The organism is Aeromonas sp. 601027 (genome assembly GCF_049174455.1).
GTDB lineage: Bacteria > Pseudomonadota > Gammaproteobacteria > Enterobacterales > Aeromonadaceae > Aeromonas > Aeromonas veronii_A.
Window position 1 is genome coordinate 108750 of sequence record NZ_JAAKTN010000007.1, and the last position, 20195, is coordinate 128944.

General features: G+C 58.3%; 18 protein-coding genes and 1 pseudogene. 9 read left to right on the forward strand and 10 right to left on the reverse strand.

What is annotated here, in order from left to right; all coding sequences use genetic code 11:
- Positions 1-172: 172 nt before the first annotated feature.
- The 6 genes from lptD to G5193_RS11075 are packed head-to-tail and all read left to right on the forward strand — an operon-like array spanning position 173 to position 6970.
- A complete protein-coding gene (gene lptD, locus G5193_RS11050; RefSeq protein WP_421206015.1) occupies positions 173-2638 on the forward strand; it encodes an LPS assembly protein LptD in 2466 nt (821 codons plus the stop codon).
- Positions 2639-2664: 26 nt separating this feature from the next.
- Positions 2665-3963 carry a peptidylprolyl isomerase SurA gene (surA, locus tag G5193_RS11055; protein ID WP_421206016.1) on the forward strand — a complete coding sequence of 433 codons (1299 nt, stop codon included), beginning with the start codon at positions 2665-2667 and terminating at the stop codon, positions 3961-3963.
- Positions 3963-4958, forward strand: coding sequence for a 4-hydroxythreonine-4-phosphate dehydrogenase PdxA (gene pdxA, locus G5193_RS11060; protein ID WP_216980183.1), 996 nt, complete (start codon positions 3963-3965; stop codon positions 4956-4958). Before surA ends, pdxA begins: the two co-directional genes overlap by 1 nt.
- Entirely contained in the window at positions 4948-5775 is an 828-nt protein-coding gene (rsmA, locus tag G5193_RS11065; protein ID WP_236348086.1) for a 16S rRNA (adenine(1518)-N(6)/adenine(1519)-N(6))-dimethyltransferase RsmA, read from the forward strand. Before pdxA ends, rsmA begins: the two co-directional genes overlap by 11 nt.
- Positions 5776-5779: 4 nt before the next feature.
- Positions 5780-6142, forward strand: coding sequence for a Co2+/Mg2+ efflux protein ApaG (gene apaG, locus G5193_RS11070; protein ID WP_005341038.1), 363 nt, complete (start codon positions 5780-5782; stop codon positions 6140-6142).
- Between the two features lie 6 nt (positions 6143-6148).
- Positions 6149-6970 carry a symmetrical bis(5'-nucleosyl)-tetraphosphatase gene (locus G5193_RS11075; RefSeq protein ID WP_021231933.1) on the forward strand — a complete coding sequence of 274 codons (822 nt, stop codon included), beginning with the start codon at positions 6149-6151 and terminating at the stop codon, positions 6968-6970.
- A gap of 121 nt (positions 6971-7091) precedes the next feature.
- Here G5193_RS11075 and G5193_RS11080 read toward each other — a convergent pair whose 3' ends face one another.
- From G5193_RS11080 to G5193_RS11090, 3 genes are all read right to left on the reverse strand, one after another.
- Complete coding sequence (locus tag G5193_RS11080; RefSeq protein WP_047436128.1) at positions 7092-7592, reverse strand: 2TM domain-containing protein; 501 nt, start codon at positions 7590-7592, stop codon at positions 7092-7094.
- 123 nt (positions 7593-7715) lie between these two features.
- Positions 7716-8162: a bleomycin resistance protein gene (locus G5193_RS11085; RefSeq protein ID WP_421206017.1), complete on the reverse strand. Its 447-nt coding sequence runs from the start codon at positions 8160-8162 to the stop codon at positions 7716-7718.
- A gap of 3 nt (positions 8163-8165) precedes the next feature.
- Positions 8166-9155, reverse strand: coding sequence for a luciferase-like monooxygenase (locus tag G5193_RS11090; RefSeq protein WP_421206018.1), 990 nt, complete (start codon positions 9153-9155; stop codon positions 8166-8168).
- Between the two features lie 210 nt (positions 9156-9365).
- On the opposite strand from G5193_RS11090, the pseudogene G5193_RS11095 reads away from it, so the two are divergent.
- Positions 9366-12257: pseudogene (locus G5193_RS11095) on the forward strand (HD domain-containing phosphohydrolase).
- A 131-nt stretch (positions 12258-12388) separates the two neighbouring features.
- Positions 12389-12727 (forward strand): hypothetical protein, encoded by a 339-nt coding sequence (locus tag G5193_RS11100; protein WP_421206019.1) that lies wholly within the window; start codon positions 12389-12391, stop codon positions 12725-12727.
- Between the two features lie 84 nt (positions 12728-12811).
- Here G5193_RS11100 and G5193_RS11105 read toward each other — a convergent pair whose 3' ends face one another.
- The 4 genes from G5193_RS11105 to rplU form a co-directional block, all read right to left on the reverse strand.
- The gene (locus G5193_RS11105) at positions 12812-14182 is read right to left on the reverse strand and encodes a YjiH family protein (RefSeq protein WP_421206020.1); all 1371 of its coding nucleotides are present in this window, start codon (positions 14180-14182) and stop codon (positions 12812-12814) included.
- A 372-nt stretch (positions 14183-14554) separates the two neighbouring features.
- Positions 14555-15757: an Obg family GTPase CgtA gene (gene cgtA / locus G5193_RS11110; protein WP_216952928.1), complete on the reverse strand. Its 1203-nt coding sequence runs from the start codon at positions 15755-15757 to the stop codon at positions 14555-14557.
- Between the two features lie 190 nt (positions 15758-15947).
- Positions 15948-16205 (reverse strand): 50S ribosomal protein L27, encoded by a 258-nt coding sequence (gene rpmA, locus G5193_RS11115; protein WP_005304202.1) that lies wholly within the window; start codon positions 16203-16205, stop codon positions 15948-15950.
- A 17-nt stretch (positions 16206-16222) separates the two neighbouring features.
- On the reverse strand, positions 16223-16534 hold the full coding sequence (rplU, locus tag G5193_RS11120; protein ID WP_005304210.1) for a 50S ribosomal protein L21: 312 nt from the start codon (positions 16532-16534) through the stop codon (positions 16223-16225).
- Between the two features lie 242 nt (positions 16535-16776).
- Between rplU and ispB the strand changes: the two genes are divergently transcribed.
- Positions 16777-17748, forward strand: a complete 972-nt coding sequence (ispB, locus tag G5193_RS11125) for an octaprenyl diphosphate synthase (protein ID WP_319919775.1) — start codon at positions 16777-16779, stop codon at positions 17746-17748.
- 80 nt (positions 17749-17828) lie between these two features.
- On the opposite strand, the gene G5193_RS11130 is transcribed toward ispB, so the two are convergent.
- From G5193_RS11130 to hflK, 3 genes are all read right to left on the reverse strand, one after another.
- The gene (locus G5193_RS11130) at positions 17829-18017 is read right to left on the reverse strand and encodes a DUF2065 domain-containing protein (protein ID WP_005339036.1); all 189 of its coding nucleotides are present in this window, start codon (positions 18015-18017) and stop codon (positions 17829-17831) included.
- A gap of 105 nt (positions 18018-18122) precedes the next feature.
- Positions 18123-19007: a protease modulator HflC gene (gene hflC / locus G5193_RS11135; protein WP_319919774.1), complete on the reverse strand. Its 885-nt coding sequence runs from the start codon at positions 19005-19007 to the stop codon at positions 18123-18125.
- 3 nt (positions 19008-19010) lie between these two features.
- Complete coding sequence (gene hflK / locus G5193_RS11140) at positions 19011-20159, reverse strand: FtsH protease activity modulator HflK (protein WP_319919773.1); 1149 nt, start codon at positions 20157-20159, stop codon at positions 19011-19013.
- Between the last annotated feature and the right edge of the window lie 36 nt (positions 20160-20195).

Consider the following 20195-nt stretch of genomic DNA (forward strand, 5'->3'; position numbering starts at 1 on the left):
GTAGAGGACCAAGGTGGAAAGCAGCACTTGGCTGTTAGCCCTGGCCGCAATAATGCTTTATCATTGCCGGCTAACATAAAGCAATGACATGCAATGTCAACTCGATGAAACCTGTCGTAAAATGCATGCCTTGGATCAACCGTATCTATCACGGATTGCACGAGTCTTTCACATGACCAAATGGACACTGGGGTACCGCTATCCCATCGCCCTGACTATCAGCCTGGCCCCCGCACTCACCCCTATGATGGTGCAGGCGGCCCCGTTCGAAGCGCCGCCAGCCACCGGCATTCTTGATAGTCTCTGCTATGACTATGTTCCCAAGATAGAAAAGCCTTCATCGGATCAGGATGCCAATGCGCAGCCGGTCGAGGTTGATGCTGACCGTCTCGAGGCCAAACAGGGCGGCACCGCCGTCTATGAAGGGGACGTCAAGGTTCGTCAGGGTGTTCGCAAGTTTGACTCCGATTATGCACAGCTCGATCAGAAGAGCCGGGATGTCATCGCCATCGGCAACATCTATTACAACGACGGTCAGGTGACCGTCACCAGCGACAAGACCCTCAAATCCAACCTGGATACCAAAAACTCCGAGCTGGAGGAGGGCAAGTATCAGGTGCATGGCTCACCGGTGCGCGGCTTTGCCAAACGCGTGGTGATGACCAACAACAACCAGAACATCACCATGGAGGGAGCCCAGTACACTACCTGCCCCCCCGGTCAGGAAGTGTGGACCCTCAAGGCGGGCAGCATCGACATCGACCAGAAAGAGGTGTTCGGCGAAGCCTGGAACGCCAGCCTCTGGCTCTATGACTACCCGGTGTTCTACTTCCCCTATATCAACTTCCCCATCAAGGATGAACGGAAGACAGGTCTGCTCTACCCGGGTTACAAACAGAGTTCCGGCAACGGCATGGAGATCACCCAGCCCTTCTACTGGAACATTGCCCCCAACTACGATGCCACCATCACCTCCCGCTTTATGGACAAACGCGGCCTGATGGAACAGGTAGAGTTTCGCTACATGCCGGACCCAGCCCATACCGGTACCCTCTATTTTGAAAGCCTCAGGGATGACAAGCAGTATGATGCTGGCAACCCGAGCTTTACCAACCCGTCGACAGGGACTCCGTACCTCTCAGATGGTCATCGTTACCTGATGAATATTCGTCACGGATCCACCCTGATGGATGGCTCCCTGCGTTTAGGCATCGACTACACCCAGGTACGGGACAAGGATTACAACTACTTTAACGACTTCAGCCCGCAAGTGGGCACCCAGGTCGACAGCCAGTTGCAGCAATCCTTTACCGCCGGTTACTACCAGCAGAACTGGAACCTCACCTCCGAGGTGCGTCGCTATCAGATCCTGAGTCCCTACGCGCTGCTGCCCCACGAGATGCTGCCACGCATCAACTACAACTACTTCCAGCAGGGGAAATGGTTCGATCTGGCCTGGAACAGCGAGCTGACCAAGTTTGGCTATGACAGCGGCAGCGCCACTGCCCAGCAGGCCGGTGAGCGTTATACCGCTACCCGTCTGCATCTGGCTCCCACCCTGACCATCCCCCTGGTCGATGCGCCGGGTTACTACCTTATAAGCCAGTACAAACTGATGTTTACCTCCTACAACCAGGAGATCCCCAAAGACCTGATTAGCCAGGATCGCAGTAAATTTACAGACGCAGATAGCCAGCAGCTGACCCTGAAAGACGGCACCATTACCCGCACCTTGCCGTCCTTCCGCCTCAAGGGGGGCGTCAACTTCGATCGTCCGGTAGACTGGTATGATGGCAAGGGCACTCAGACCCTGGAGCCTGAGTTCCAGTACCTCTATATCCCTTACAAGAATCAGGACGAAATAGGGATTTACGACTCCACCACCACCCGTCAGGACTACTACAGCCTGTTCAGCGATCGCCGCTACGCCGGTCTCGACCGCATCAGCGATGCCAACCGGGTCACCGTTGGCCTGACCAGCCGGGTCTATGACAATGTGGGGGACGAGCGGTTACGTCTGGCGGTAGCCCAGGCCTTCGAGATGACACCACCCAAGGTGCGCCTCTACCCGTCCGATCAGGAAAACACCAACGCCCGCTCCCTGCTCTCGTTCGAGGGGGATGCCCGGATCACCGATAAGTGGTTCGCCCATGCCGGCACCCAGTACGATACCTCCGAGGGGGAATTTACTGCCGGCAACGGTGCAGTCGAATACCGGACCGGCAAGCTGACCACCCAGGTCAACTACCGCTATATCCAGGACGGCAACCGGGATTATCGCTACCCGAGCAATCCTGCTCTGGCCGAAGACCTCAGCCAGGCTGGTCTGGTGATGATGGCGCCGATCGCCGATCAGTGGCAGATGTATGGCGGTTACTATCGCGATATCAAGCAGGATGTGAACATTGACCGCAAGATCGGTGTCAAATACGACTCCTGCTGCTGGAGCATCAACATGAGCCTGGAGTGGCACAACCAGCCGGACAACATCACTCTGAAGCCCACTTCGGAAAAAGTCATTGGTCTGCAGTTTGAAATGAAGGGACTTGGCAGCGTGGGTACCGGTGGCCGCAGTGTCACACTGGATACCGAGCTGTTGCCCTATGTTCGCCCGTTTAATCTGAAAGACCAGCAATGATGCTGGTCCAGCCTTGAGAGATGGATATGAAAAAGACCCTGATTGCCCTGCTGACCGCGGGAATGTTCGGCGCCATGAGCCAGGCCGCACTGGCTGCGCCCGAGCTGATGGACAAAGTGCTGGCCGTGGTCAACAAGGACGTAGTGCTGTCCAGTCAACAGGACGCACTGGTCAACAAGGTAAAACTCTCCGCCCAGGAGAGCGGCCAGTCTCTGCCTGACGATGCCACTCTGCGCAAACAGGCACTCGACCGTCTGATCCAGGAGAGCCTGCAGTTGCAACTGGCGGATCGCCAGGGGCTGAAGATCAGCGACACCCAGCTGGAACAGGCTATTCAGGGCATCGCTGCCGACAACAAGATGACCCTGGATCAGCTGCGGGCCCAGCTCGCCCGTGAAGGGATGACCTATGCCCAGTATCGGGAAGAGGTGCGCCGCGAGATCCTGATGAACGAGGTGCGCCGCAACCAGGTGCGCCGCCGTATCAACATCTCCGAGCAGGAGGTGAAGCAGGTGGTGGAGATCCTGAAGAAACAGGGTCAACAGCAGAACGAATACCACGTCGGCCATATCCAGATTGCCCTGCCGGACAACCCCACAGCCGCCCAGCTGGATGCCGCCAAGAGCAAGATCGAGCGCATTCTGGCCGCCCTCAAGCAAGGTGCCGACTTCCGCAAACTGGCCATTGCCGAGAGTAACGGTCCCAAGGCGCTGGAAGGGGGTGATTGGGGCTGGATGAGCCCGCAAGAGATGCCGACCCTGATGGCGGAAGCGGTGCAAGGTGCCAAGAAGGGCGACATCGTCGGCCCGCTGCGCTCCGGCGCCGGCCTGCACATCGTCAAGGTGTTCGACACCAAGGGTCAGCAACAAGTGATGCAGACCGAGGTGAAGGCACGTCACATCCTGATCAAGCCCTCCATCATCCTGAGCGAAGAGAAAGCCAAGGGGATGCTGGATGGCATTCTGCACGACATCAAGAGCGGCAAGGCCAGCTTCGCCAGCATGGCGGAGAAGTACTCCGAAGATCCGGGCTCTGCGGTGCAGGGTGGCGAACTGGGCTGGTCTGATCCCAACGTCTATGTCCCCGAGTTCCGCGACATGGTCAACCGTCTGCAACCGGGCCAGATCAGTGCCCCGTTCCGTACCAGCCATGGCTGGCACATCGTGCAGGTGGAAGATCGCCGCAGCCAGGATGCGACCGACAAGGCTCAGGAGCAGCGCGCCTACCAGCTGATCTACAACCGTCGCTTCGTGGAAGAGTCCCAGGCGTGGCTGGATGAGCTGCGTGACGAAGCCTACATCCAGATCGAAGGAGCCGGTAGCTGATGAGCTGCCGTCGCCTTGCCGTTACCCCGGGCGAACCGGCCGGGATCGGCCCGGATCTGGTGCTGCAGATTGCCCAGCAGGATTGGCCGCACCAGTTGGTGGTCATTGCCGATCCAGCTTTGCTGCGCGAGCGGGCGGCCCTGCTGGGGCTGTCCATAGAGCTTGAGCCCTACGATGCAGGAGTCCCTGCTCATCCGCAGCGGGCGGGCACCCTGACCGTCTGTCCGGTCCCCCTCGGAGCCCCCGTGGTACCGGGCGAGCTGAACGAAGGCAACGGCGCCTATGTGCTGGCGACCCTGCAACGCGCCTGCGATGGCAACCTCAGCGGCGAATTTGCCGCCGTGGTGACCGGACCGGTGCACAAGGGGATCATCAACCAGGCCGGCGTCTCGTTCAGCGGCCACACCGAGTTCTTTGCCCAGCAGTCTGGCACCGCCGATGTGGTGATGATGCTGGCAACCGAGGGACTGCGGGTTGCACTGGCGACCACCCATATTCCGCTGGCCTATGTAGCGATGGCCATCACCGAGGATCGCCTCGGCAAGGTGATCCGGATCCTCAACGAGGATCTCGCCACCAAGTTTGGCATCGCCAAACCCCGTATTTACGTCTGCGGCCTCAACCCTCATGCCGGGGAAGGTGGCCATCTAGGACGTGAAGAGATTGACGTGATCGAACCCGCCCTGGCCACACTGCGCCAGGAGGGGATCGATCTGGTCGGCCCATTGCCGGCCGACACCCTGTTCCAGGAGAAATACCTCAAGGATGCGGATGCGGTACTCGCCATGTACCACGACCAGGGTCTGCCAGTGCTCAAATACAAGGGCTTCGGCAGTTCGGTCAATATCACCCTGGGGCTTCCCTTCATCCGCACTTCGGTGGATCACGGCACCGCACTGGATCTGGCAGGCAAGGGCCTCGCCGACTCGGGCAGCCTGATCACCGCGATCAACCACGCCATCAAGATGGTAGAGAAAAAAAGATATGAGCAGTAAGGTGCAGAGCAACAAAGTGCACATGGGCCACACCGCCCGTAAGCGTTTCGGTCAGAACTTCTTGCACGATCGCTACGTGATCGATCAGATCGTGGCCGCCATCAATCCGCAGCCGGGTCAGAACCTGGTGGAGATCGGCCCGGGTCTGGCCGCGCTGACCGAGCCGGTCGCCTCCCAGATGGACAAGATGACCGTGGTCGAGCTGGACCGGGATCTGGCGGCACGTCTGCGTGAGCACCCGACCCTCAAGGACAAGCTGACCGTTATCGAAGCGGATGCCATGCGTTTTGACTTCGGCACCCTGATGGGTGAAGGCAAGGGGCCACTGCGTATCTTCGGCAACCTGCCCTACAACATCTCCACCCCGCTTATCTTCCACCTGTGCGAGTTTGCCGACCGGGTTGAAGACATGCACTTTATGCTGCAAAAGGAAGTGGTTCTGCGTCTGGCCGCCGGTCCCGGCAGCAAGGCTTACGGCCGCCTGAGCGTGATGACCCAGTACTACTGCCAGGTAGTGCCAGTGCTGGAAGTGGGCCCTGGCGCCTTCAAGCCGGCGCCGAAAGTGGACTCTGCCGTGGTACGCCTGATCCCGCACAAGAATCCCACCATAGTCGCCAAGGATATCCGTTGCCTGAACCGCGTCTGTACCGAGGGCTTCGGCCAACGTCGCAAGACCATTCGCAACAGCTTCTCCAACTTCATCACCGACGCCCAGCTGACCGAGCTTGGTATCGATGGCAACCTGCGCCCGGAGAATCTCTCCCTCGAGCAGTTTGTCATGATCGCCAACTGGCTGGCAGATCAGCCAAAGGCCTGATCCTGTGGCACTCCCGCACATCGAGATCCGCCCATACCCCGTATATGTGGCGGAATCCAAAGACCCTTACCAGTTTCACTATCTGATCGAGATTGAGAATCTGGGACCCGGCCCGGTGCAACTGCTGCACCGGCGCTGGCTCATCACCGATGCCAATGGCAAGATGCTGGAAGTGGCAGGCCCGGGCGTGGTCGGGGAACAACCCGTCATTGCCGAAGGTGAGACCTACCGCTACCAGAGCGGCGTGCCGCTGGCGACCCCGCTCGGGGTGATGGAAGGGAGCTATACCCTGCAAGATGGCTCTGGCCAGCAGTTCGAGGCGTCCATCGCCCCCTTCACGCTGGCCATCCCCAATATTATCAACTGAGGTTTCATGGCGAACTGTTTTGTCGGTGACATCCAGGGCTGTTACGACGACTTGCGCCGTCTGCTGGATCTTGCCGCGTTCGATCCCGACCAAGACGTGCTCTGGCTCTGCGGCGATCTGGTCGCCCGCGGTCCGGACTCACTCAATACCTTGCGTTTTGTCAAAGGGCTGGGTAACCGCGCCGTTACCGTGCTCGGCAACCACGACCTGCACCTGCTGGCCGTCGCCGATGGCGTTGCACCGCTCAAGAAGAAAGACAAGCTGCAAAGCCTGATGGATGCCCCTGATCGGGATGAACTGCTGGAGTGGCTGCGCCACCGCCCGCTACTGGCCGAACATCCGGATCTGCCCATCATGATGGTGCATGCCGGGATCTCCCCCGCATGGGATGTCCGCACCGCCCGCAACTGCGCCCGCGAGGTAGAGAGCCTGCTGCGCGGTGACCAGTACAGCTGGCTGCTGCACAACATGTATGGCGATCAGCCCGATGGCTGGAAAGATGATCTGGTCGGGATCGACCGCTACCGCTACATCATCAACACCTTCACCCGGATGCGCTTCTGCTACTTCGATGGCCGACTCGACTTCAAATGCAAGAAGGGCCCCAAGGAGTCAACCCCGGGGCTGCGTCCCTGGTTCGAGCAGCGCGAGCATCACGTAGATGACCCCATTCTGGTGTTCGGCCACTGGGCGGCGCTGATGGGCAACACCGGCAAGAGCGACATCAAGGCACTCGATACCGGCTGCGTCTGGGGCAACAGCCTCACCCTGTGGCGCTACGAAGATGATGCCCTGATCGCCACCCCCTGCCCGGTTCACGCCAGCTAGGGGGGACGCAGCAATCTGGCGGTTGCTGCCGCACGGATGGCTACAACCCGTTCCAATAACAAAGCCCGGCTGGTTGCCGGGCTTGCTGTTTTTAGGCTCTCTGTTTTCCGGGCTGCTTAGGTTACAACTTGCGCCCCAGCCGCTTCTCAATCTGGCGCCGCTCCCACTCGGGGCCAAACAGCTTGAAGGGCTGAAACACCCGAACAGCATGGGAGGCAAGCCCCAGCCCCCACCCCAAGGTTGGCCACCAGGCCCAGATGTACTCCGGATTGCTCAGGTAGTTGATGACAAACAGCCCGCAGATCACCACCACGTAGCTGGCGGCATGGTGATAGAAGCCCTTGAGCTCCTCCACATAGCGCATTGCCGCCCGCTCCTCTGCCGATACCTGCACCGCATCCTGACCCATAGTGTCACTTCCTCTCATCTCGCGCTCCTGTTGCTCTGACCCATCCAGTTGAGCCACATCGAGTTCAAAGACGGCGGCCAGGGCCTTGAGAGATTCCAGTCCGGGTTGCTGCCCCTGCTCGATCCGCTGGATAGTGCGGACACTCAAACCAGTCAACGTTGCCAACTGATCCTGAGACCAACCCCGTTGCAATCTCAACTTCCTGACGATCATCTCGAACTCCTTGTGGTAATTGACAGGGCCAGCATAGGGCTTGCGCCGCGAAAGGTGACACGACAGATAGCCGACATACATCTGACAGTCCTTTAAAATCAGATGGTTAAGATTTTGATCTTGTCAGTCAGCCGCTCGTTCCCCCAGATATTGCACAAACCGTAACAGATAACCAGCGGGATCCTGCAGCAAAAATTCGCGCTGCCCGGCCAGCATCTCGCCCACTGGATACCAGACTTCAGTGGGCTGCCGGAAAAGTGCAATCCCGGCGGCCTGCAAGCGGTCGAGTAGCGGCTGGATCTCGGTCAGCTCCATCTGCAGATTGATCCCCCGACCGAACTGTGGCTCCAGCGCCCCGACCTGCCAACCCGCCGGATGTACCTGCTCCAGCATCAGCTGTATCTGTTGCTGCTCAAGATAAGCAAAAGGAGGGTCATCGCGCCGATAGCGGACCGAGAAGCCCAACAAACCGGTATAGAAAACCAGAGATCGAGCCAGATCGGTAACCGACAGCTCCGGTACCATGGGATTCCAATACGGCCCATCCACCGCGACAGTAGGGTTCGTCATGGCTTACAGGCTCTGCATCAGCTCGGCGGCAATTTCAAAGGAGCGCAGCCGGGCCTGATGATCGACGATGGGGCCATTGAACATCAGCTCATCGGCACGGGTTTCCGCCAGCAGCGCCTTGAGGCCATGGCGGATCTGCTCCGGATCGCCCACTAGCGAGCGAGCCAGGGTCTGCTCCATCGCCATCAGCTCCCGGGGTGCCCACTCGTCGCCAAGCTGGACGACCGGCGCGGGCAGCTTGCCCGCATCACCGCGATGAAGGCGCAAGAACTGCTGCTGCACGGTAGTGAACTGGAAACGGGCCTCCCGCTCGCTGTCGGCGGCGATCATGTTGATGCAGACCACCGCATGGGGCTTGGGCCAGCGCGCAGAGGGACGATACTGGCTGCGGTAGATTTCCAGCGCCTGCAGCAACATGGCGGGCGCGAAATGGGAGGCAAACCCGAACGGCAAGCCCATCGCCGCTGCAAGTTGCGCGCTGTAGAGGCTGGAGCCCAGCAGCCAGATGGGTAGATGCAGCCCCTGGCCGGGCACCGCCTGCACCGCGCCGATCTCGTCGCCAAAGTAGCTCATCAGCTCGCGCACATCGGCCGGAAAATCATCCACCTCGCTGCTGCGCATTCGCCGCAGCGCCCGCATGGTGCGCTGGTCGGTCCCGGGGGCGCGACCAAGGCCCAAATCGATGCGGTCGGGATAGAGAGAAGCCAAAGTGCCAAACTGCTCGGCAATCACCAGTGGCGAGTGGTTCGGCAGCATGATGCCACCCGCCCCGATCCGCAGAGTTGTGGTGGCTTCGGCCAGATGGCCGATCAGCACCGAGGTGGCGGCACTGGCAATGCCCGGCATGTTGTGGTGTTCGGCCAGCCAGTAGCGCTGGTAACCCCAGCCCTCGGCATGGCGGGCTAGATCCCGCGAACGGCGAAATGACTCGGCAGGTACGGAACCTTCGGCAACAGGCACCAGATCGAGCACGGAATAGGGGATGGCAGGCATGAGTCACTCCATGGATTTACAGACCAGTAACAAGTGAGGCAATGTAGCACGGGATACCTGAATGAATCACTATCTCCTGCCAAGCTCTGCCTGGCAGTGGGCAACCATGGAAAAGCACAGATATCAGGCCAGTATTGTCATTTCTGTTATCGTATTGACACACTGCTGACAGATCGTCTCCGCAAGCATCACTGTGACAAGGAAATGTCCATGATCACTGCCAGATCCGGGCGCAAGCCCTTCTATGTTCACATTGCCACCCTATTTACCCTGCTGTTCAGTGTGCTGGGCATGCTGCTGATTCTGCTGCAGTTCCAGCAGGGCTCTCGCCAGATGCTGGAACATGAGCGCCACAACTTCAAACAGTACCGGGAACAGCTGGCCCTCGCTCTGCAATTGAACGAGCAGCCAGCCAGCATGTCCCTCAGCCTGCTAGCCAGCAGCCGACTGGCCGACATGAGTGATCTGGCAAGCAGACTGGAGTATCTGCCGCAGTTGGCAGAGATCTTGGCCAATCGCGACAGCTATGGTGCCGTCTACATCGGCTATGAGAGTGGCGATTTCTTTCTGGTACGAAAACTCACGGAACGGGCCCGGGTCCAGTTGCAGGCTGTGCCTGAAGGCAGCCAGTTGCTGGTTCAGAGCCTGAGTAGCGGGCGGGGAGAGTTCCTCTATTTTGACGAGCAGCTGCAACTTTTGGCACGGCGAGCCATGGCGGATTATCGATTCGATCCCCGCAGCCGCGACTGGTACCGGCTGGCTCGCGGTTCATCAAAGATTGTCGCCACCACCCCCTATCTCTTTTTTACCACCAGGGAGCCAGGCATGACGCTGGCTGTCACCAGCCATAGCCAACGAGCCGTGATCGGGCTGGATGCCAGTGTCGAGGGGCTCTCGGCCTTGATTGGCGAGCTGCAGTTGCCGCTCCAAAGCCAGGTAGTGTTGTTCGATCGCTCCGCGACCCTACTGGCGGCCGATCCTGTACATCTGCCAGCCTATGATCAGCTAACCCAGCTGCCAGCGATCACTGCTCTGGGCAGCCCAGTCATGGCCGAGCTGAAAACTAGGCTAGAGAGGACGCCTGTGCTGCTGGATGGTTCTCCCCGGGAGCTGACCCTGACCACAGGGGAAAAACAAGAGTGGCTGGTCAATATCTCCCCCCTCGTCAAGGACACCCCTTTTTACATCGCCCTGCTGGTCTCGGCAGATCTGCTCTATCAGCAGGCACGCAATGAAGCACTGATCAATATGGCATGGGCGCTGACCAGCCTGTTGTTGCTGCTGCCAGTGATCTGGATGGTCTCCCGCCGTACCGCTACCCCGCTGCTGGCCCTGACCCGTGAGGCCGAGCGGATCCAGCGTTTCGACTTTGGCGAGGGGCAGGTTCCAGAATCGGCCATCCGGGAGATAGATGACCTTGCCCGCACCATGTCCGGCATGCGCCAAACCCTCGGCAACTTCATGAACATGGGTAGAGCACTGGCTGCAGAGCACCGCTTCGACTCCCTGCTAAGCCGCATCCTGCATGAAACCATCGCCGCGGTACAGGCAAAAGGGGGGAGCCTCTACCTGGCCCAACAGCAAAAGATGCAGCCGGTCCAGGCCTGCTGGCAGCAAACCGAGCTGCCCCTTGGGCAGGTTCCATGGCCACAACCATTGCTATCCGGCATGGCCACTTCCCAGCGCATCTCCCTCAGCCTGGATGAGGCGACATGGAGGCAACACCTGGACAGTTGGGGTTCCTTTCCCGACCCATGCCAGCTGGTGGCTGAGCCGCTCTGCAACCATCATTAGGAGCCGATCGGATACCTCCTACTAATCCTGCCACGCTGCAGCGAACAGGAGCTGGCATCGCGCATCAGCCTCATCGAAGCGCTGGCGGGCACTTCCGCCTCCGCCATCGAGAACCAGCGCTTGCTGGAAGAGCAGAAACAGCTGCTCGAATCGTTTATCGAGCTGATGGCCGGCGCCATCGACGCCAAGAGCCCCTACACCGGCGGTCACTGCCAGCGGGTGCCGGAGCTGACCCGGATGCTGACCGAGGCGGCCTGCGCCCAGCGACAGGGCCCCTTTGCCGATTTCACTCTCAACTAGGAGGAGTGGGAAGCCATCCATATCGCCAGCTGGCTACATGACTGTGGTAAGGTGACCACCCCGGAGTTCGTGGTCGACAAGGCCACCAAACTGGAGACCCTCTACGACCGGATCCACGAGATCCGCACCCGTTTTGAAGTACTCAAGCGGGATGTCTATATCGAGAGCCTCGCTGCCCGCTTGTCATCAGAGATCAGAAGTGCCTGCCGGGAAGAGGCAGCCCCGCGCTGGGCCGAGCTGGATCAGGAGTTTGCCTTCATCGCCGAGTGCAATCTGGGTGGCGAGTGGATGGCCCCCGAGAAGATTGAACGGCTCGACGCCATCGCCAGCCGCACCTGGCTGCGCACCCTGGACGATCGGCTCGGCATCAGCCGGGAGGAGATCAAGCTGCGTCAGAAAGAACCATCTCCCGAGTTGCTCTGCCTCGAGCCACTGCTGGCCGACAAGTGCTGGCACCTTGTGCCTCGTCCGGATGGAGATCGGTTCGACGAGCACAATCCCTGGGGCTTCAAGGTCAAGGTACCGCACCATCTCTACAACCGGGGGGAGAGATACAACCTTGCCATCAGCAGGGGAACCCTCACCGAGGAGGAGCGCTACAAGATCAACGAGCACATCATCCAGACCATACGCATGCTGGAGCACCTCCCCTTCCCCCGTCATCTGCGCTGCGTGCCGGAGATTGCCGGCGGCCATCACGAGCGGATGGATGGCAAGGGTTACCCACGCCAGCTGACCGGATCACAGATGAGCGTACCGGCCCGCATCATGGCTATCGCCGATATTTTCGAGGCTCTGACCGCCAGTGATCGCCCCTACAAATCTGGCAAGACGGTCTCCCAGGCTCTTGCCATCATGCAGAGCATGGTACGTGAACAGCATATCGACCCGGATCTGTTCGTTCTGTTTGTCAGCAGCGGTATCTGGCGCGATTACGCCAGACGCTTCCTCGAGACCGCCCAACTGGATCAGGTGGATGAAACCGCACTGCTGGCCGCACAGGCCTAGCTGGGTCATATCTTCTTACATTTGCGGGCTGGCCTGAACGCCCCGGGCTGGTTATAACGGTGCCCCTATAGCGAATGGGGAGCAATAGACTCCCCCTCACTCTTTGTCACACCACACTGTTCAGGTTATCTATGTCAAAACATCTCGTTCTGCTGGGCGCACTGACGCTCTCCGGTTGCGCCCTGTTGTCTCCCCCCGCACCTACCGTCACCCCGGTGCACCTTGCCGATCCCAGCCAGCGCGGCTTCTACATCGAGTGCAGCAGCATGAAAGCCTGCTTCCAGCAGGCCAACCAGACCTGCCCGCAAGGTTACAAGGAGACCGATCGTCACCAGCAGACGCTCTACAGCACCCAGTATCTGGGGGGAAGCTATGACAAGGAGAAGAAAATCTACCAAGCTGCCAAGCCCTATAGCATCGCCAACACGGTCCACTCGTTGACCATACAGTGTCCCGTCACTACAGGCTGAGCCAACCGAAGGGGTACTCTCTCCCGTTACTGCGAAAAAGAAAACGGTCAACCGAGGTTGACCGTTTTTCACTGCGCTGCGCCCTTAAAACAGCAGGTGTGCCACCCCGGCAATCACCGGCAGGGTAACCAGGGTGCGCATCAGGAAGATCACAAACAACTCCCACAGTTTGACCGGGATCTTGCTGCCAAGCAGCAGGGCCCCCACTTCGGACATATAGATCAGCTGGGTCACCGACATGGCGGCAATGACGAAGCGGGTCATCTCGCTATCGATGGTCGAAGCCAGCACAGCCGGAATAAACATATCGGCAAAACCGACCATGATAGTCTTGGATGCGGCTTCCGCCTCCGGCAGTTGCAGCAGTTCCAGCAAGGGGACGAAGGGGGCGCCAAGCCAGTTGAAGATGGGGGTGTGTTCGGCCAGCATCAGGGCACAGGTACCGATCGCCATGACCACAGGCAACACGCCAAACAGCATGTCGAGCGCATTTTTCACCCCTTCCCGGGCGACGGCACCGAGACCGGTCATCTGCTCTGCCTTGGTCAATGCACGTTCGAGACCATAACTCATCACACTGTGCTGGTGGGGCACCGCCTCCTGCTTGCGACACAGGGGAGCGCCATCGATATAGATATCCTTCTTCCAGGATAGCGGCGGCAGACGTGGCACCACGATAGCGGCAACCACCCCAGCCAGACAGACAGTCAGATAGAAGGGAACGAACATGTGTTCCAGCTTCACCTGGGAGATCACTACCAGACAGAAGGTGATGGAGACGGCGGAGAAGGTGGTGCCAATAACGGCCGCTTCCCGCTGGGTATAGAACTTCCCTTCGTACTGCTTGCTGGTCAGCAGGATGCCGACACTGCCATCCCCCAGCCAGGAGGCAAAGCAGTCTACGGCAGAGCGACCCGGCAACCGGAATACCGGACGCATGATGCGAGTCATCATAGTGCCGACAAACTCCAGCAGCCCGAAATCGAGCAGCAACGGCAGCAGCAGGCCGGCAAAAATGAAGACTGAAAACAGCACCGGCAGCAGATCGTTGAGCACCAGTCCACCGGTTGCGCCGGAGTAAAGCACCTCTGGCCCCACCTGGAAGAAGGTCAGCAGCACGAAGATACCGCCCAATACCCGCACGCAGGCCCAGAAAGGGGAGACATTGAACAAACTGTTGAGGAAAGGACGACGCACCAGAATCGCTGGCTTGAACAGCCAGGCAATCACCGTCATCAGCATGGTGGTGGTGATCACTGCACTGACCATGGCGACCAGATAATCGGCAAAAACGCGCTGTACCAGCTTGGCCAGCACGGCCACCGGGATGGTGACGTTACCGTCATAGACGACCGGCGTCATGAACAGCAAGATACCGATCAGTGACGGTATTAGAAACATCAACAAGTTACGGCGGGTATTAACCGCAGATGCTTCAAGACTCTTTTCCAGCATGATAAGACTGCCCTAATGTTACTTTTCCATAGCCCGGCCTACCTGCGTATTCATGCATTAACCGGCAAAACGGGCGCAAGAATACTCCAAAAAAATGCACAAACAAGCCCATAATGCATAAATCTGCGCATAAAAATTTTTACAGGTAAACCCTCCATCAAAACAATCAGATACAGAAACGCATATCGATTCAATCGACATCGCCAGATGATTGTTTCATTACTGTTAATTTTGATGGGCAGTATAAACAGTTATCAACGGCAGGCAATAAGTGGCATCACAAACATACCTAATGAGCCACTACTCGACAGGCATAAAAAAACCGGAGCCTGTTCAGGCTCCGGTTATCAATGAAATGGACAGACAAGGGTATCAGTCACGGACGTAGATCACTTCCACACCATCATCATCTTCGTCATCCCAATCATCATCGTCGAGACTTTCGTCAAAGGCCATGGAGGCGGCAAGCGCTTCCGCTTCGGCTTTAGCCAGCTGGTTCTTGTGGTAGTCGTCCCACTTGAACTCCACTTTCTCGATCGCCTCTTTGGCATCCTGCTCCAGCTGACGGGGCATGGTATCCAGCAGATCCAAGATGTCGTAGCAGACCTTCTTGGTCCCTTCCTTGCTGATGGCAGTGATGGCGTAGACCGGCCCTTCGTGGTTGAGGGCGGCTTTCACGCGATCCATCACTTCCTGAGCCTCTTCTTCCAGGATCAGATCCATCTTGTTGAACACCAGCCAGCGCGGCTTGCCAGCCAGTTCCGGGCTGTACTTCTCCAGCTCACGCACGATGGTCACGGCATTTTCAGCCGGATCGGAGCCATCAATGGGGCAAATATCCACCAGATGGATCAACACGCGGCAGCGTTCGAGGTGCTTGAGGAAACGGATACCAAGACCTGCGCCTTCGGCTGCCCCCTCAATCAGGCCCGGAATATCGGCGATCACGAAGGAGCGGGAGTTCTCACCACGCACCACACCGAGGTTCGGCACCAGGGTGGTAAAGGGATAATCAGCGACTTTCGGGCGGGCGGCAGAAACAGCGCGAATAAAGGTAGATTTACCGGCGTTGGGCAGACCCAGCATACCGACGTCAGCCAGCAACAGCAGCTCCAGCTTCAGGGTACGCACTTCGCCCGGTGTGCCGTTGCTCTTCTGGCGTGGAGCCCGGTTGACCGAACTCTTGAAGCGGGTATTGCCCAAACCGTGGAAACCGCCCTTGGCAACCAGCAACTTCTGCTCGTGGTGAGTCAAGTCGCCCAGCAACTCGCCGGTATCGTCATCGGTTGCACGGGTACCGACCGGCACGCGCAGGATCTTGTCCTTGCCACGACGACCGGTACAGTTGGCACTCTGGCCATTCTCGCCACGCTCGGCAGCATGGAAACGCTCAAAACGGTAGTCGATCAGGGTGTTGAGGTTCTCATCGGCAACCAGATAGACGTCACCACCGTCACCACCGTCACCACCATCCGGACCACCGTTGGGAATATATTTTTCACGGCGAAAACTTACACAACCGTTACCACCGTCACCGGCATCGACTCGAATCTGGACTTCATCAACAAACTTCATAGGTAACCGTCACCTTAATTCGAAAAACCGATACGCAATTATAGTGGTACAGACCCCTGCGGGCGATACGCATCTTGCCTCTCCGGGCAATCTCGGTACCCGGGTCATCTGCGTTCCGTTTTTTCGTCATTATTTCGGAAAAACAAAAGCCCCGCCTGTTGGCGGGGCTTCGGATCCTTGCGGTCCGTAATTACTCAGCAACGATGCTAACGTACTTACGATTCAGCGGACCTTTAACTTCGAACTGCACCTTGCCGTTCGCGGTAGCGAACAGGGTGTGGTCCTTGCCCAGACCAACGTTCTCACCAGCGTGGAACTTGGTACCGCGCTGACGAACGATGATGCTGCCAGCCAGAACTGTTTCGCCGCCGAAACGCTTCACGCCCAGGCGTTTAGCTTCAGAATCGCGACCGTTGCGGGATGAACCGCCAGCTTTTTTGTGTGCCATCTATCGGACTCCTCTAATTAAGCGCTGATGCCAGTGATTTTGACTTCAGTGAACCACTGACGGTGGCCCGCTTGCTTACGGTGGTGCTTACGACGACGGAACTTGACGATAGTCACTTTCTCGCCACGGCCGTGAGCCACAACTTCAGCTACAACCTTGCCACCTTCAACGAAAGGAGCACCTACTTTAAAAGTGTCGCCTGCAGCAACCATCAGCACTTCGTTGAAGTCGATGGTAGCGCCAGTCTCAACGTTCAGCTTTTCCAGACGAACGATTTGACCTTCGGCCACACGGTGTTGTTTTCCGCCGCTTTGGAATACCGCGTACATTTGATTAACTCCGTAAAGGCATGTCTTTTGCTCAAGGCTAGACATGCGCAAAAACCTATAACAATGGGCGGGCATTCTACGCAAATCGATCTGCTCAGGCAAGGCCAATTTAGCAAAAAGTTTATTTTGTGCGCATATCTGCCGCCGTGGATAAACGCCTAACTGTAACCCATTGTGAAATCGTGTAGAATCCCTGCCATTACTAAAATCGCAGTTATTGCTGCTGTCACGTTACGAGACTTATGGACCAACAGACTATCCGTGCGCTCTGTGCCGCCGACATGACGGCGGTCAATGAACTGATCCTGGCCCGACTCCAGTCCGACGTTAGTCTGATTAATCAGCTGGGTTTCTACATTGTCAGCGCCGGCGGGAAACGGATGCGCCCCATGCTGACCGTGATGGCTGCGCGTGCGCTGGGCTATGAGGGTGAGGATCACCTGAAACTGGCCGCCATCATCGAATTCATTCACACCTCTACCCTGCTGCACGACGACGTGGTCGACGAATCCGACCTGCGCCGCGGCCGGGAGACCGCCAACGCCATGTTTGGCAATGCTGCCAGCGTGCTGGTCGGTGACTACCTCTATAGCCGCTCCTTCCAGATGATGGCCGAACTCTCCAACCTGCGGGTGATGGAGATCCTCTCGGATGCAACCAACACCATCGCCGAAGGGGAAGTGTTGCAGCTGATGAACTGCAACGACCCGGATACCACCGAAGAGAGCTACATGACGGTCATCTACTGCAAGACCGCCAAGCTGTTCGAGGCCGCTACCCGACTCGCCGCCGTGCTGACCCATCAGCCCGAGCCCGTCGAACAGGCCATGACCGATTACGGCAAGTATCTGGGCACCGCGTTCCAGATCATTGATGACGTGATGGACTACTGCTCCCAGAGCGAAGAGATGGGCAAGAACGTCGGCGACGATCTGGCCGAAGGCAAACCAACCCTGCCGCTGCTGCGTGCCATGGATGTGGGCACGCCGGAAGAACGCCAGCTGGTGCGCGATGCCATCGAGCACCGCAACGGTATGGAACATCTTGAGCAGATCCTCGGGATTCTCGACCGTACCGGCGCGCTGGAGTACTCCCGCATGCGGGCCCGGGAAGAGGCCGACAAGGCCATTGCCGCCCTCGCCATCCTGCCGGACTCCCCGCACAAACAGGCGCTGGAAACACTGGCCCACATGGCCGTACAGCGCAGTGCCTGAGTAAACGACATGCATGAAAAAGAGGCCTTCGGCCTCTTTTTTATTGTCCGCTATCTGCTGGACAGTGCGTTGCGCCAGACTCAGCGACTCAGCATCCAGAGGATTACGCTACCCGCAACCACTAACGAGCCGCCGATACGGCGCAACTGCTCCGGTGGCTGATCGCTCAGCAGCCGTAACATCTGCTGCCATGCCCTGGGCATCAACAACGGGCCGAGCCCCTCGAACAACAACAGCAATCCCAACCCCATCAGCATGGATGTCAGCATCCGACCTCCTTCAATGCAACCAGCCCCTCGGGTCAACGGCTGGCATTGGCACCAAAAACAAAAGGGTCTGACAATGCAGACCCTTTGAATGTGACCTCGTGGCGATTACTGCTTGGTGCCTTCAGGAGACTTGAAGTAACGGAAAAACTCGCTATCCGGCTTGAGCACCATCAGGTCATTGCCACCGGCGAAGCTCTTGCGATAGGCCTCCATACTGCGCACGAAGCTGAAAAACTCGGGGTCTTTCTTGTAGCTGTCAGCATAGATTTTGGCGGCTTCCGCATCCCCTTCACCGCGCAGTTGACGAGCGTTACTCTCTGCATCAGCGATCATCACGGTCACTTTGCGATCGATATCGGCCCGCAGGATCTCGGCCTGCTCACGCCCCTGGGAGCGATGCTCACGGGCCACGGCAGTACGCTCGGCCCGCATCCGCTGGTAAATGGAGTTGGACACTTCCACCGGCAGGTTGATCTGCTTGATCCGCACATCCACCACCTTGATGCCGAGCTCGGAGGAGCGCGCCATCTTCATCAGAGCATCTTCCATCACGGTACTGCGTTCACCGGAGACGATATCCTTGATGGTACGATTACCGATCTCGGAGCGCAGACCGTTGTTGATTTTGCGCTTGAGCAGATCCTCGGCCTGCAACTTGTTGCCACCACCGGTTGCCAAGTAGTACTTGGAGAAGTCCTCGATCTTCCATTTCACATAGGAATCGATGATCAGGTCTTTCTTCTCGGAGGTGACAAAACGGTCAGCCTGGCTGTCGATGGTCTGGATGCGTGCATCCATTTTGCGAACCTGGTCGATGAGCGGCACCTTGAAGTGCAGGCCCGGTTCATAGAGGCGGGGTTCACCGGAGTCAACCCGCTTCACCTTGCCGAACTGCACCACAATCCCCTTCTGGCCTTCATCAACGATAAAGACAGAGGAGAAGCAGACCATGGCCGCGACAGCGATTGCACCAATAGCTAGCTTTTTCATCTATCAGTTTCTCCCTGAGCTGAAGCGGTCACCGCTACGCAGCGGCGTCGGAGTGGAGTTGGCGCCCTCGTTGGAAGCTGGCGTGGACTCGATGGTCGGCGCAGCAGCTGGACGCCCCTGCTGGACGCTCGCCTGCTTGCCAGCCAACTTGTCGAGCGGCAGATAGATCATGCTGTTGTTGCCAGCCGGCATGTCGACCACCACTTTATTGGCCTGCTGATAGAGCTCTTCCATGGTCTCCAGGTAGATACGATTGCGTGTCAGATCGGGCGCAGCTTGATACTGGGGCAGCAGCTCGTTGAAGCGGGCCACTTCACCCTGGGCTTTCAGCACAATCTGGGACTTGTAGGCTTCCGCCTCCTGCTCCAGACGCTTGACCTGACCACGGGCCTTCGGCTCGACTTCACGGGCATAGGCTTCGGCCTCGCGGATGAAGCGTTGCTCATCTTCCTGAGCGGCAATGGCGTCATCAAACGCATCCTTCACCTCTTCCGGCGGACGAGCCGGCAAGAAGTTGACGTCGACGATCTGCAGACCCATCTGGTAAGGCTCGATGATGCCATCGATCACCTGCCAGGTCTCCTGACGCACCTTCTCACGACCGGTGGTCAGCACGTCGTCCATCTTGGTGTGGCCCACAACATAACGCAGGGCACTGTCGGTGGCCTGACTCAGGCTCTCGTCAGCATTCGTTACGCTAAACAGATACTGCTCGGGGTTGACGACACGGTACTGCACGTCCATCTCGACCCGCACCACGTTTTCATCCTGAGTCAGCATGAAACCGGAAGCAGGCAGCGAGCGCACGGACTCGACATCCACAGGGATCACCTTGTCGATAAAGGTGGGATTCCAGCGCAGACCCGGCTCGACAATATGGGAAAACTTGCCAAACCGCAGCACTGCACCACGTTCCGCTTCACGAATGGTGTAGAAGCCGCTGACAACCCACACCACCACAGCGATCACCAGTGCGATGGAGATACCAAAGCGACCGACATCACCACCGGATGTGCCACCACCAAACAGGCCCCCGAAGCGACGGCTCATCTTGCGCAGCATTTCGTCCAGATCAGGGGGCCCCTGATTCTTGCCGTTGTTCCCCCAAGGGTCACGGTCTTTGCCGTTGTTACCAGGCTCATTCCAAGCCATCAGCGTCTCCATTAATACTTGCGGATGGATATCACC

Bases quoted from the DNA above. Each gene is read 5' to 3' on its own strand.
- lptD (WP_421206015.1), top strand. From the start codon at position 173: ATGACCAAATGGACACTGGGGTACCGCTATCCCATCGCCCTGACTATC.
- surA (WP_421206016.1), top strand. From the start codon at position 2,665: ATGAAAAAGACCCTGATTGCCCTGCTGACCGCGGGAATGTTCGGCGCC.
- pdxA (WP_216980183.1), top strand. From the start codon at position 3,963: ATGAGCTGCCGTCGCCTTGCCGTTACCCCGGGCGAACCGGCCGGGATC.
- rsmA (WP_236348086.1), top strand. From the start codon at position 4,948: ATGAGCAGTAAGGTGCAGAGCAACAAAGTGCACATGGGCCACACCGCC.
- G5193_RS11075 (WP_021231933.1), top strand. From the start codon at position 6,149: ATGGCGAACTGTTTTGTCGGTGACATCCAGGGCTGTTACGACGACTTG.
- G5193_RS11080 (WP_047436128.1), bottom strand. From the start codon at position 7,592: ATGATCGTCAGGAAGTTGAGATTGCAACGGGGTTGGTCTCAGGATCAG.
- G5193_RS11085 (WP_421206017.1), bottom strand. From the start codon at position 8,162: ATGACGAACCCTACTGTCGCGGTGGATGGGCCGTATTGGAATCCCATG.
- G5193_RS11090 (WP_421206018.1), bottom strand. From the start codon at position 9,155: ATGCCTGCCATCCCCTATTCCGTGCTCGATCTGGTGCCTGTTGCCGAA.
- G5193_RS11100 (WP_421206019.1), top strand. From the start codon at position 12,389: ATGTCAAAACATCTCGTTCTGCTGGGCGCACTGACGCTCTCCGGTTGC.
- G5193_RS11105 (WP_421206020.1), bottom strand. From the start codon at position 14,182: ATGCTGGAAAAGAGTCTTGAAGCATCTGCGGTTAATACCCGCCGTAAC.
- cgtA (WP_216952928.1), bottom strand. From the start codon at position 15,757: ATGAAGTTTGTTGATGAAGTCCAGATTCGAGTCGATGCCGGTGACGGT.
- rpmA (WP_005304202.1), bottom strand. From the start codon at position 16,205: ATGGCACACAAAAAAGCTGGCGGTTCATCCCGCAACGGTCGCGATTCT.
- rplU (WP_005304210.1), bottom strand. From the start codon at position 16,534: ATGTACGCGGTATTCCAAAGCGGCGGAAAACAACACCGTGTGGCCGAA.
- ispB (WP_319919775.1), top strand. From the start codon at position 16,777: ATGGACCAACAGACTATCCGTGCGCTCTGTGCCGCCGACATGACGGCG.
- G5193_RS11130 (WP_005339036.1), bottom strand. From the start codon at position 18,017: ATGCTGACATCCATGCTGATGGGGTTGGGATTGCTGTTGTTGTTCGAG.
- hflC (WP_319919774.1), bottom strand. From the start codon at position 19,007: ATGAAAAAGCTAGCTATTGGTGCAATCGCTGTCGCGGCCATGGTCTGC.
- hflK (WP_319919773.1), bottom strand. From the start codon at position 20,159: ATGGCTTGGAATGAGCCTGGTAACAACGGCAAAGACCGTGACCCTTGG.